The following is an 11,694-nucleotide window of genomic DNA, read 5'->3' as shown; positions in this document are numbered from 1 at the left end:
TCCGCCATGGGCACCTGGTGCTGGTGCTCCACGAACCCCTGAACCTCCATCCGGTATCCGGCGCTCAGCAGCCGATACGGGAGGTGCCGACGGCCACGTCGTCGTACCACAGGGTGTCGTCGCCCTCGCCGTAGCTCTCCCAGCCCAGCCGCAGGTCGCCCGGGGCGGGCCGCCACCCGCCCCGGTTCAGCCACTGCTGGTCGACGTCCTGGGTCGGGGTGCCGTCGACCACCAGACCGGTGACGAGCCCGCCGTTCACCCAGGTGTCCAGGCGGCCCGCGGTGCGGTCGAGGCGGAACTCCAGACAGGTCCAGGTGTTGACGGGCAGCGGGGTGCTGAGCGCGACGCCCGCCGGGCTCTGCGCGGGCAGAGTGGCGTCGTCCGACTCCCGGTTCCACTGAAGTGCCTTGTTCTGCCCGCCCATACGCAGGTCCCGGCCGTTGTCATTGGCGTCGCGCAGGGCGGCGAACGTGACGTGCTGGGCGGGCAGTGCGGTGGTGTGGCGGACCCAGAAGCGGGCGTAGAGGTCGCCGCCGGACGGCACATCGGACAGCGAGGTGCCCGCGAAGGCGTGGTTGCAGTACCCCGCCTTGCCGGTGACCCGCACCGACTTGGTGCCGCCGTGAGCCGTGGTGGTGTCCACGGTGGCGGTGCCGGTGCCCGAGCAGTTGGCGACGGCCGTGGTCCAGCGCCCGGCGGGGGTGGTCCCGGTCTGGGACTCGAAGTCCTCGCAGAAGCCATTGGCGGCACAGGCCGCCGGCTGTGCCGAGGCCCGTGGCGCGGCCGGTGCGGTCAGCGCCAGCGCCACGGCCACCGCGGCGGCGGCCAGAGCGCGATATGGGGTGGGGGTCATGGCGATCCTTCGGCCGAGGATGAGGATCGGGAGCTTGGGAGCGCTCCCACGACGCTGCACCACTGTAGCCCGTACATGACAAAGCGGGAAGCCCGGCCGTACACGGACTCCGTACGCGAGACCCCCGACCCAGGCGGTCACCATAAGGTGACTCAGTCACCGAAAAGTGCGTTCTTCCATGTCAGCGGCCACTCTCTTATGGTTTCCGAGTAACCACGAGAGAGCGCTCAGGGGTTTCGCGGCAGCGGGCCCATGGGCTCCCATGACGGGAAGGCGGACAGCATGGCCATCACCCTGGTCAACCCCAGCGGATTGCCGGAGGTCGAGGCGTACCGGCAGGTGTCGATCGCGACCGGGTCGAGGCTGGTCCATATGGCCGGGCAGGTCGCCTGGGACGCCGAGGGGGTCACGGTCGGCGAAGGCGACCTCGCCGCTCAGGTCGAGCAGTGCTACCTCAACGTCGGCACCGCCCTGGCCGGGGCCGGCGGCTCCTTCGACGATGTGGTGAAGCTGACCGTCTACGTCGTCGACTGGACCCCCGAGAAGATGCCCCTGTTCCTGGAGGGGGCCGCCCGGGCGGCCGCGAAGCTGGGGGTCACCCCGGTGCCGCCGGGCACGCTGCTGGGCGTCGCGGCGCTGGACGTACCCGAGCATCTGGTCGAGATCGAGGCCACCGCGGTCCTCGACTGAGCGTGGCCGCGCGGTGGCCCCATGAAGGCCGGGGCCACTGCGCGGCCGGTGTCCGTCTCGTTCAGGCGCCGAAGCGGCGGCGGGAGTCCTCGATCCGGCCGAGGTACTTATGGGTCCAGCCGCACATGCCGTCGACCGTCGCCCGCAGGGCCTGGCCCGGCTCGGTGAGGGTGTACTCGACCCGTGGCGGCACGGTGGGGTGCACCGTCCGCTCGACCAGGCCGTTGCGCTCCAGCATGCGCAGGTTCTGGGTGAGCATCTTGTGGCTGATGCCCTCGACCTCGTTGCGCAACTCACTGAAGCGCAGGGTGCGTTCACCGAGGAACTCGATGATCAGGAACGCCCACTTGTTGGCGATGTCCGAGAAGATCTCCCGCGCCAGCGAGTCCGCGCGCATCAGGTCGGCGTCTTCGGGCGCGCCGGTGTACTGCTTGGTCCCCATACGGTGACTCTCCTACAGCTCCTGAGTAACCGCAAGAGAGCGCCGAGGTGGGGAGCGGCCCCGGGCTCAGCTCACATGAGCCGGTCGGCCAGGAACGGCAGCAGCACATCGGCCACCTCGTCCGGCACCTCCTCGGCGAGATCGTGTCCGGCCGTGAAGACATGGCCGGTGACATCGTGGGCGAGCAGCCGCATCTGGGCCTCGTTCCGGTCGCCGATGAAGGCGTCACCACCGAGCGCCAGCACCGGGATGTCCAGCTTGGTGCGCGCCGCCCGCCGGTTCTGTTCGGCGTCCACGAGCATCGCCCGGTAGATCGCCAGCATCGAGCGGATACCGCCGGGCATGGAGTAGCAGCGCACATATTCGTCGACCGCGTCGGCGGTGGCGGTGTCGGGGTAGTCGCGCTCCTCCTTCAGCATATGGGTGATGAGCTCGCGCTCATGCCCGGCGATCAGCATCTCGGGCACGTCCGGCTGGAAATAGAAGCCCAGATGCCACAGGAACATCCCGCCCGAGACGTTCTCATGGGTCAGAGCGGTGTGGCCCTCGAAGCCGAACCCGGGCAGCAACGCCTCGGCGAACACCAGGGCCTTCACATGGTCACGGTGCCGGGCGGCGAGTTGATAGCCGACCACCGCTCCCCAGTCCTCCCCCATCACGGCATAGGACCCATGTCCGAGGTGGGCCATCAGTGCGTCGATGTCATCGCCCATCGTCGCCACGTCGAACCCATCCGCGGGATGGGCGGAATCGCCCAGACCACGGAGGTCGGGCACGACGACCGTGTACCGCGCGGTCAGCTTCGGGACCAGATGCCGCCAGTGATAGCCGGTCTTGGGCACACCGTGGAGCAGCACCACCACCGGGCCGGAGCCGGCCGTTCGGTAGTGGAGCTTGGTTCCGTTGACGGCGGCGCGGCCGGTGCGGACCGGCTCTCCGCGATGGTCGAAAATCATTGCCACTCCATGTTTCGGGACTGAGTAGTCTTGAATTAGCGCAGACACGGGCCACTCGGGAGCATGGGTGTATCCCGCGATCGCGCGGCCGTGGATCGCGGCCGTCAGCCGGTGGTGGCGGCCGCCGGGGAGGTCAGCATCGACATGACGGCGTCGACCGTGGTGGTGATGCGGTCACGCTGGCCCTCGCCCGCGCACGACAGCACCTTCAGACCGCTGTTGAGCGAGGCCAGCATGGTCGCCGCCGATTTCGGATCGACGCCGGGCGCCAACTCGCCCTGCGCGCGGGCCCTCAGCAGCGCACCGTGGAGCGCGGTCTCCAGGCGGCTTCGGTTGCCTTCGAGGCGCCGCGCTATCTCGGGGTCGGAATCGCCGTGCTCCACGGTGGCGTTGACCGCGAAACACCCCTGGGGCGTGCCCGGATCCGGGGTCGCCGCGCTGGTCTCCAGGAGGTCCCGGACGGCGTCGAGGGCCGATTCACGCGACGCCAGGATGTCGGCCGGGCTCGGCCCCGCGCCACCGGAGAGAAAGCGGTCGAGCGCGGCCAGATAGAGCCCGCGCTTGGACCCGAAGGTCCCGTACAGACTCGCCCGGGCGATACCCAGCCCGTCCACCAGATCGCTCGTGGACGTGGCCTCGTAGCCATTGCGCCAGAACAGCCGCATCGCGGCGTCCAGCGCGGCCTCCGGGTCGAATTCCTTCCTCCGTGCCATACCGGCACGCTAACCCGTTCGAGATCGATCAGTCAATTTCACCGGGGGCGCCGCCCGGGGGTAGCGCCTCCATCAGGCGGCGCCGCCCGGGGGCAGCGCCTCCATCAGGCGGGCGGACGATGATCGGGGTCGGGCCGTGGCCGGCGTGGTGGAACGGCGGTCACCGCCTCGCCCGGCGGGCACTCCGCTGGCGGACACGCGGGCGCATCGCCTTACGGGCGTCGATGGCCACGACCTCGAAGTTCTCCCCGGTGCTGGTCACCCGGCCGAAGAGGTTGTCCGGACCCGCGATGCAGACCTTGGTGATGCCCTGCTCCCGCATCGTCGCCACCATGTCCGGCCAGCGGATCGGGCGGTTGAAGGTGTCGAGCAGCATGGTGCGCACACCGGCCGCGTCGGTCAGCAGTTCCCCGCTCTGGTCGGCGACGACCGGGAGCTTGGGGTCGGCCACCTCGAAGCCGCCGAGGACCTCTTCCTCCGCCTTGCGGCGCAGGGCGCCGAACGCGGGGGCGTGCACGGGCGGCCACATGGTGTACATGTTGTATCCGCCGAGCTCGCCGATCCGCTTCTTGAACCGGTCGAGCACGGGCTCGCGCAGTGACACCAGATAGAAGCCCTGGTCGATGTAGCCGGAGATGTCGTGCCACTCCCCGGCGTCGTCCAGTTCGGCCAGCGCCTCGCGCGGCGGACACATTGACGGCGAGCTGGAGCAGACGGGGTGGGGCCGCGTAGGTGGCGGCCGGGGTCGTCACCAGCAGTCCGGTGTCGCGCGTGGTACAGCCGGCCGGCGGGTGCAGCCGGACGACACCGGACCGTCTGAGCCCGCCCGTGCCGTCCTCGACCTTCTCGAACCCGCCGGAGAGGTCCGTGCCCGGCCGGAACCAGGACCAGGTCAGCTCGGCGGGCGGCGGTACGTCGGCGACCGCCCCGGGCAGCCACGACGGCACGGACGCGGCGGGCGCGTCCAACTCGACGAGCAGGCCGATCGGGCCGGGAGCGGGATGCTCCCCGGTGAGCGGCAGGGTGAACCGGACCTGCGCCGGGGCGCCGTCGCTCGCCAGCAGCGCGATACCGCGCCGGGCCCGCAGATCCGCCGTGCGGTCGCGGTCGGTCCACACGGTGACCTCACCGCCCTCGGCGAGCGGGAGGACGGCCACGTCGTCATCGAGGGTGAAGACGATCTGCCCGGTGGGGTCGCGGGTCAGCGCCGTCCCGGCGGGGACCACGGGCAGGGCGGTGTCCTCCTGCCGGGCGGCGAGGCGCAGCACGGTGGCGGCGGGGCGGGCGGGGCGCGGCGGTTCGAGGCCGAGCAGCCGCAGTACGGCGACCACGAGCGCGTCCGGCACCTGGTCGAGCCAGTACAGCCGATGTTCGAGGAGGTAGGCGAAGAGTTCGAGGAGGGTGACACCGGGGTCGACGGGCGCGTGCAGCGTCCAGATGCCGTCGGACTCGGCGGGGATCCGGCGGCGGATGGCCGCCATCATGTCGGCCCAGGTGAGGTCGTCCAGCTTCGGCGCGGGCAGGGTCATGGGGTGCCCCCGGTGAGGCCCGTGAGTCCGGTGTAGAACGGGAACACCAGGTTGGCCTTGGTGTTGCTGCGCCGGATGCGGTAGACGACCGAGACGGTGATCCGCGACTCGTCGGCGGGGTCGGCCTCCGCGCGGACCTCTTCCAGTTCCACCCGCGGCTCATGGTCACGGACGGCGGTGGCGATCGACCGCTCCAGATCGCGCAGGTTCTGCACACTGCCGGGCGCGAACAGCAACTCCTGGGCGCGGGTGCCCAGTTCGGGCCGCATGACCCGCTCGCCGGTGGCGGTGAGCAGCAGCGCCCGCAGACAGTGCTCGATGCTCTCCTCGCCGACGGCGTACCCGAGCCGCCCGGACGCGTCGGGCAGGATCGGGAACCGCCACCCGGTTCCGAGGAACTCCTCGCTCATGCCGTCCTCGCCTTCTTCGCCAGCACGGCGGGGGTGAGCGGCGGGGTCGGCGGGCCGGTGGGCCCGGCGGCGGAGGGGTGGGTGTGGGCGTTGAACGCCTGGAGCAGCGCGTTGCCGAGCACCAGCGGTTCGGTGGCGCCGCCGCCGAGGTCGATGGAGGGGGATTCGACCGTCACCTTCGGCGCCTTGAGGGTGATGTCGCCCTGCGCGGTCACGGTGACGCTGCCGCCCTCGGCCGCGGTGATCCGGATCGCCTTGCCCTGGTCGTCCAGCTCCACCACATGTCCTGCGGCGGAGGTGATCCGTACGGCGGCCTTGGACCGGGTGTCGTCCAGGAGCACTTCATGGCCGTGCCGGGTCCGGATCATCTTCTGGTCGCGGCCTTCGGTCCGGGCGGTCGGCGGCTTGTCCTCTCTGTTGTAGAGGCCGCCCAGCACGATCGGGTACCGCATGTCCCCGTGGACGAAGGCGACGAGCACCTCATCGCCCTTCTCGGGGACGAACACCGAGCCGTAGCCACTCCCCGCGTACAGCTGGCCGACCCGGACCCAGTCGGTGACCGTGGTGTCGTCGAACCACGGGAACTTCAGCTTGACCTGGCCTTCGTCATCACCCTCGTTCTCCACCACGAGCGCCTCGACGACGCCGTAGTAGCGCTTGTCGGCGGAGCGGGCGCGTGGTGTGCCCCTCATGGTCACTGGGCCCCCTGGTGGATCCGCCGTGCGGTGAACTGGGTGAAGAAACCGCTGGTGTTGAGGGTGTGCTCGACCCGTTTGACGAAGTAGGTGCCCGAGAAGCGGCGGCCGAGGCCGTAGATCTCCAGGTTGTCGCCGGGCCTCAGCTCGGGCAGACCCGCCACCTTGCCGGTCGCGGTGATGAACTCGTAGGCACGCTCGCGCAACAGGCTGATCGCCAGTTCGCGGGCCTCCTGGTCGCTGCCGACCGGGGCGTCCACCACGACCTCCTGGCGGCCCTGCAAGGTGGAGTCGGCGGCCCGCGGCCCGCTCTGCCCATCGGCAGTGTTCTCCCCGGCCGGCAGGTTCTCGGCGGTCGCGGTGAACGCGATCGGCTGTTTGGTACGAGGGTCCCAGCCGCGCACGGTGACCTTGCTGACCTGCTGGGAGACGGTCAGGGTCGGGGTGAACTCGATCAGGTTGGGGACCAGCCCCTCGGGCTGGGCGGTGGGACCGGTGCTCAGCCCGGGTGCGTACGCCAGCCGGTACAACCGGATCGGGCGGCCGTCGCGGCCATCGGTCGGCTTGATGAAGTACAGCGTGTCCTCGCCGGTCGTGGGGTCCGGCAGGATGCAGCAGTCGAAGTCGAGCCGCTTGGCCCGCTCCAGCAGGAATGTGGCGTCGTCCTGGTTCTTCTGCACCACCCGGTCGTGGGTGGGCCCCTCCCTGGTGACCTGGATGCGCAGATGGTTGCGCTGGGCGATCTGCTCGGCGATGCGCCAGTCGGGCAGATCGCGGTAGATCTTGACCTCGTTCTCGGTGGGCTTGCGGTCCTTGAGCCGCAGCAGCCCGTCCACGCCGCTGACCTGGACGGTGGGCGAAGCGCCATCGGTGAACTTGGGGCTGAGCGTGGAGATGGTCCCGGTGGCGACGGTGAGCAGCTCGTCGGCGTAGCCGAGCCGGACCGAGACCCGGCCACCGAGCCGGAACCGCGGCGAATCGCTGGGCTTGAACCGCAGGTTCGCATCGTCCCAGTTGTTCAGGGTGAGATCGAAGCCGGACATCTCATCGATGTCCCGGTTCACCTTGATGTCGATGATGTCGTTCTTGGTGGACGGATCCATCTCCAGGCCCTCGATGCGCACGTCGAACTCGGGCGCGTACCGGTCGGGCGAGGCGACCTCGGGCGCGGGGGTGCTCATCGCGCGCTCCTCACGACAGCCGGGGCACGGTCAGCACCCGGCCCGGTCGCAGGTCCCGCGGGTCGCCGATGCCGTTGGCGCGCGCCAGCTCCCGCCAGGCGTCGGGCCGCCGGTACAGCGCGGCGGAGATGGAGCTGAGCGTGTCGCCACGGCGCACCACATAGCTCTTCTCCACCGTGGGAGAGGAGCGCGGTGTCCCGGCGACCTGCGAGGCGGCCGTGCGGAACTCCTTGAGCGAGAGGTCCAGCATGGCCCGCAGCGGCACACCGTCCGGCTGGAAGAGCTGGTAGTTGACGTCCAGCTTCTCCACGACTCCGGTGAAGACCTCCTCGTCCCAGACGAACCGGACCACCGGGGGCGCGTGTTCCCGGCTGTCGGGCCGCAGCAGATCGCGCACCGCGTCGACGTAGACCTTCCGTACGTTCTCCAGGGTGTCGGAGGTGTCCACCAGCGCCTGGACGGTGGGCGAAGTCGTCGTACGGTATGAGCCAGGCCGGGCTGTAGAGCGTCGATCGTTCCAGCGGGGTATGAAGCGGCTCATGGCATCACCGCCCCGCCGATGACCCGGCTCCGCACCGGGTGCACCGGCGTCTCGACCGCGGAGTCCAGGTTGACCACGCGGACCTCGTAGTTCAGCGACAGCCGGTACGGCTTCTGAATCGCGTACCAGACCAGACCCAGGACTTCTGGTCCAAGGTGAGCGGGGTCAGGCTGAGGTGCAGCGAGTCGGTGCTCGCCGCGAGGCTGCCGGACAGCTGTGCGCCGTCCAGGATCGCGTCGTCATAGAACGTTTGCAGGGCCCGTCCGAGCATCCGGTGCTGGGTCGCCTGGTCGCCGCCCCAGGGCGTGACCAGGTATCGCAGTAGCAGCGCCATCGGCGGCTTGCGGGCGGTCGGTGGGGCGGGTGGCTGGGAGCGCACCGGCGGCCGGTTGCGCGATGTGGGGTCCTCGGCGATCTCGTAGAGGAACACCGTGAGCTTCGGCGGCGGTGTCTGCACCGTCTCGGAGAGGTCGTTGAGCTCCGCGATCGGCGGTTCCACCTGGCTGAGCCCGCGCAGGGCCTGGGACAGGCTCTGCGCGATGACCGTCGAGACATCGGCGATGACACCGAAGTCACCCATGCGTATCCCCCCCTCCGCGCTCGGAAGCGTGCCCCGAGAGGATGCCGGTCCCGGCTTGGCCGGACCGCGATACGCACATCACACGAACGTCACCGGTCCGTTTCCGCCGCCGCCGATGACGAACCCGGACACACGGCGACAACGCCGAGGTGACACGGGCGGGCATATTTTCCCCTCATGGAAATCCCCTCAGAACGGACCGGTGTCCTGATCCTCCGGGTCTGGGTGGAAGACGGCAGAGCGGATGGCTTCCGTGCGCGCATCGTGCGGACCGGGAGCCGGGGCCAGGCGCCCCCCAGCGCCTCCTCGCGTTCCTCGCCCTCCAGAACACACCGCGGAGCCGGACCTATGTGGCGGGAATGCTGTGGCCGGACGTCACGGCGTCCCGCGCCAACGCCAACCTCCGCTCATCGTTATGGCGCGCCTCGCGAACGGGGCATCAGGTCATCGACGCATCCACCCAGGAACTGGCGATCTGCAAACACATCGACGTGGACATCCATGTGGCGGCGACGCGTGCGCACCAGTTGCTCGACATGTCGCGCTCATGCGACGACATCCTCACCGCGCGGACGCGGGAGGATCTCTCGGCCGACCTCTTACCGGAGTGGTCGGAGAACGAATGGGTGTTGGTCGAGCAGGAGCAATACCATGAACTGCGGCTGTACGCCCTGGAGGCGATGACCGAGCGGTTGACAGCGGTGGGCCGCCATGGCGAGGCTGTCGCCGCCGGGCTCGCCGCCGTACGTGCGGAACCCCTGCGGGAGAGCGCTCATCGGGTGCTCATCAACGCCCATCTGGCTGCGGGCAACCGGGGCGCGGCACTGCGCCAGTACGAACAGTGCCGCCGCGTTCTCCTCGATGAGCTGGGCCTGGAGCCCTCCCCGACGCTGAGAAACCTTGTGCCACCTCACCCCGGTCACTCCGGGGGCGCCACCCCGGAGCCCCCGGCGCGTCGGATCGTCTGCCGCCCGGCGGGCGATGCCCCGGCGCAGGGCACGGACACATCGGCTCCGGCGGGCACAGTGCCCGCCTGACCGTCATAGGTACGGTGCCACGTCTTTCCAGGGTTTTACGGAGCGTCTTGGCGGAGGGTCTTGGCGGACTAGACGGCAGGGGCCACCGGCGCCAGGTGGGAGTCGCGCCGCACCAGCGCGGCGTATCGCCCACCCATGGCCAGCAGCTCCTCGTGGGTGCCCCGCTCGGCGATATGGCCGCCGTCGAGGACGACGATCTGATCGGCCTCGCGCACGGTGGACAGCCGGTGGGCGATGGTGATCGTGGTACGGCCGGCCGAGAGGGCGTCGATGGCCTGCTGGACGGCCTGCTCGGTGCGGGTGTCCAGGGCGCTGGTGGCTTCGTCGAGGATGAGGACGGGCGGGTCGCGCAGAATCGTCCGGGCTATGGCCAGACGCTGCTTCTCGCCGCCGGAGAAGCGATAGCCGCGCTCTCCCACGAGGGTGTCATAGCCGTCCGGGAGGGAGGCGATGTGGTCGTGGATCTGGGCCGCCTCGGCCGCCGCCACGATCTCCTCGTCGGTCGCGTCGGGCTTGGCGAAGCGCAGGTTCTCGCCGACGGAGGCGTGGAAGAGATAGGTCTCCTGGGAGACCACGCCGACGGCGCGGGCGAGGGTGTCGAAGTCGAGGTCGCGGACGTCCACTCCGTCGATCAGCAGCCGGCCACCGGTCACGTCGTAGAGCCGGGGCACCAGATAGCTGAGGGTGGTCTTGCCGGAGCCGGTCGGCCCGACGACCGCCAGGCTGCCACCGGCGGGGACGGTCAGATCGATGCCGCGCAGGGTGCCCTTCACCGGGGCGCCCTTCGAGATGTCCATCGCCGGGGTGCCGTTCACCGAGGTGGCGTTCACCGGGGCGCCCTTCACCGAAGTGCCGTTCACCGCAGTGCCGTTCGATGCGCCGGGGGCCGGGCTTTCGTAGTCGAAGTCGACGCCGTCGAAGCGGACTTCGCCGCGCACCTTCTCCAGGCGCACCGGCTCGGCGGGCTCGGTGATGTCGATCGGCAGGTCGAGGTATTCGAAGATACGGGCGAAGAGGGCGAGGGAGGTCTGCACCTGCACACCGGTGGACAGCAGGCTCACCGTGGGCCGGAGCAGCCCCTGCTGGAGCGAGACGAAGGCGACGAGCGTGCCGATGGAGACGGCCGGGCCTCCGGACTGGAGGGCGATACCCGCGGCCCAGTAGATCAGCGCGGGCATGGCGGCCATGACGATGCCGATGGTGGACATCCGCCAGCGGCCGGCCATATTGGAGCGCACTTCCAGATCCACCAGGCGCTCGGACTCCTGGGCGAACTGCTGGGTGAGCGATTCGGATCGGCCCATGGTGCGGCCGAGCAGGATTCCGCTCACCGACAGGGACTCGGTGACCATTGCGGACATGGTCGCCATCTGCTTCTGACGCTCTGAGGTGATCTTCTTGCGCTCGGCGCCGACGCGACGGCTGACCCAGACGAACAGCGGCAGCAGGAGCAGTGAGACGACGGTCAGCCGCCAGTCGAGCGCGAGCATGGCGACGACGGTGGCGACCACGCTGGTGAGGTTGGAGACCAGGGAGGTCGCGGTGGAGGTGACGGTGGCCTGCATACCGCCGATGTCATTGGCGATACGGGACTGCACCTCACCGGTGCGGGTGCGGGTGAAGAAGGCGAGCGGCATCCGCTGGAGCCGGTCGTAGACCGCGGTGCGCAGATCGTGCATGACCCGCTGGCCGACGGTGGTGGAGATCAGGGTCTGGAGGACGCCGAAGACGCTGTTGACGACCGCCGCGGCGATCATGCCGAGCGCGAGCAGGGTGAGCAGTCCGGTGCGGCCGTCGGGGATGGCGGTGTCGAGGATCTCCCGGAGCAGGAACGGCGAGGCCACCGAGACCAGCGCGGAGGCGGCGACCAGCAGGCCGACCACGGCGAGACGTCCCCGGTAGGGACGGAAGAGCCGGAGGATGCGCCGCACCTGCGCGGGCCGCTCGGGCTCCTGGGCGGACAGGGTCCATGACGGTGGTGGTGTGTCGGGGTGCATGGGCTCCTTCTGGAGGCAGAATGGCCGGCGCGGGCGACGGCATGGTCGGGCCGTGATCGCGTCGGCGCGG

Annotated in this window: 15 protein-coding genes; 3 read left to right on the top strand and 12 right to left on the bottom strand. The window is 70.0% G+C overall.

Annotation, left to right across the window (positions count from 1 at the left end; genetic code table 11):
• Positions 1–64: 64 nt before the first annotated feature.
• A complete protein-coding gene (locus NQU54_RS07825; RefSeq protein ID WP_257630413.1) occupies positions 65–853 on the bottom strand; it encodes a hydrolase in 789 nt (262 codons plus the stop codon).
• A gap of 282 nt (positions 854–1,135) precedes the next feature.
• Here NQU54_RS07825 and NQU54_RS07820 point away from each other — a divergent pair, with 282 nt between their 5' ends.
• On the top strand, positions 1,136–1,543 hold the full coding sequence (locus NQU54_RS07820; RefSeq protein ID WP_100809066.1) for a RidA family protein: 408 nt from the start codon (positions 1,136–1,138) through the stop codon (positions 1,541–1,543).
• 61 nt (positions 1,544–1,604) lie between these two features.
• Here the strand turns inward: NQU54_RS07820 and NQU54_RS07815 are convergent, their stop codons facing one another.
• The 4 genes from NQU54_RS07815 to NQU54_RS07800 all read right to left on the bottom strand — a co-directional run bounded on the left by NQU54_RS07815 (position 1,605) and on the right by NQU54_RS07800 (position 4,348).
• Positions 1,605–1,985 (bottom strand): winged helix-turn-helix transcriptional regulator, encoded by a 381-nt coding sequence (locus NQU54_RS07815; RefSeq protein WP_069872910.1) that lies wholly within the window; start codon positions 1,983–1,985, stop codon positions 1,605–1,607.
• Between the two features lie 71 nt (positions 1,986–2,056).
• Positions 2,057–2,941: an alpha/beta fold hydrolase gene (locus tag NQU54_RS07810; RefSeq protein ID WP_257630412.1), complete on the bottom strand. Its 885-nt coding sequence runs from the start codon at positions 2,939–2,941 to the stop codon at positions 2,057–2,059.
• A 104-nt stretch (positions 2,942–3,045) separates the two neighbouring features.
• Positions 3,046–3,654, bottom strand: coding sequence for a TetR/AcrR family transcriptional regulator (locus NQU54_RS07805; RefSeq protein WP_257630411.1), 609 nt, complete (start codon positions 3,652–3,654; stop codon positions 3,046–3,048).
• 160 nt (positions 3,655–3,814) lie between these two features.
• A complete protein-coding gene (locus NQU54_RS07800) occupies positions 3,815–4,348 on the bottom strand; it encodes a hypothetical protein (RefSeq protein ID WP_257630410.1) in 534 nt (177 codons plus the stop codon).
• Positions 4,349–4,445: 97 nt separating this feature from the next.
• Here NQU54_RS07800 and NQU54_RS07795 point away from each other — a divergent pair, with 97 nt between their 5' ends.
• Positions 4,446–5,219, top strand: a complete 774-nt coding sequence (locus NQU54_RS07795; RefSeq protein WP_257630409.1) for a hypothetical protein — start codon at positions 4,446–4,448, stop codon at positions 5,217–5,219.
• On the opposite strand, the gene NQU54_RS07790 is transcribed toward NQU54_RS07795, so the two are convergent.
• The 6 genes from NQU54_RS07790 to NQU54_RS07765 form a co-directional block, all read right to left on the bottom strand.
• Entirely contained in the window at positions 5,180–5,593 is a 414-nt protein-coding gene (locus NQU54_RS07790) for a GPW/gp25 family protein (protein ID WP_069860743.1), read from the bottom strand. The two genes, NQU54_RS07795 and NQU54_RS07790, sit on opposite strands and share 40 nt — an antisense overlap.
• A complete protein-coding gene (locus NQU54_RS07785; RefSeq protein ID WP_257630408.1) occupies positions 5,590–6,285 on the bottom strand; it encodes a phage baseplate assembly protein V in 696 nt (231 codons plus the stop codon). The genes NQU54_RS07790 and NQU54_RS07785 overlap by 4 nt, the downstream gene beginning before the upstream one ends.
• A 2-nt stretch (positions 6,286–6,287) precedes the next feature.
• Positions 6,288–7,469 carry a phage late control D family protein gene (locus NQU54_RS07780; protein ID WP_257630407.1) on the bottom strand — a complete coding sequence of 394 codons (1,182 nt, stop codon included), beginning with the start codon at positions 7,467–7,469 and terminating at the stop codon, positions 6,288–6,290.
• 10 nt (positions 7,470–7,479) lie between these two features.
• Positions 7,480–7,917: a CIS tube protein gene (locus NQU54_RS07775; RefSeq protein ID WP_257630406.1), complete on the bottom strand. Its 438-nt coding sequence runs from the start codon at positions 7,915–7,917 to the stop codon at positions 7,480–7,482.
• Positions 7,918–8,006: 89 nt separating this feature from the next.
• On the bottom strand, positions 8,007–8,105 hold the full coding sequence (locus NQU54_RS07770) for a hypothetical protein (protein ID WP_372505818.1): 99 nt from the start codon (positions 8,103–8,105) through the stop codon (positions 8,007–8,009).
• The gene (locus NQU54_RS07765) at positions 8,102–8,590 is read right to left on the bottom strand and encodes a Pvc16 family protein (RefSeq protein ID WP_257630405.1); all 489 of its coding nucleotides are present in this window, start codon (positions 8,588–8,590) and stop codon (positions 8,102–8,104) included. Before NQU54_RS07765 ends, NQU54_RS07770 begins: the two co-directional genes overlap by 4 nt.
• Before the next feature lie 359 nt (positions 8,591–8,949).
• Here NQU54_RS07765 and NQU54_RS07760 point away from each other — a divergent pair, with 359 nt between their 5' ends.
• Positions 8,950–9,627, top strand: coding sequence for an AfsR/SARP family transcriptional regulator (locus NQU54_RS07760; RefSeq protein ID WP_257630483.1), 678 nt, complete (start codon positions 8,950–8,952; stop codon positions 9,625–9,627).
• Positions 9,628–9,695: 68 nt separating this feature from the next.
• Here NQU54_RS07760 and NQU54_RS07755 read toward each other — a convergent pair whose 3' ends face one another.
• Positions 9,696–11,624 (bottom strand): ABC transporter ATP-binding protein, encoded by a 1,929-nt coding sequence (locus NQU54_RS07755; protein WP_257630404.1) that lies wholly within the window; start codon positions 11,622–11,624, stop codon positions 9,696–9,698.
• Positions 11,625–11,694 lie beyond the last annotated feature (70 nt).

It is taken from the genome of Streptomyces malaysiensis subsp. samsunensis (assembly GCF_024519315.1).
Classification (GTDB): domain Bacteria; phylum Actinomycetota; class Actinomycetes; order Streptomycetales; family Streptomycetaceae; genus Streptomyces; species Streptomyces malaysiensis.
This window is presented reverse-complemented; position numbering and strand designations above follow the sequence as displayed.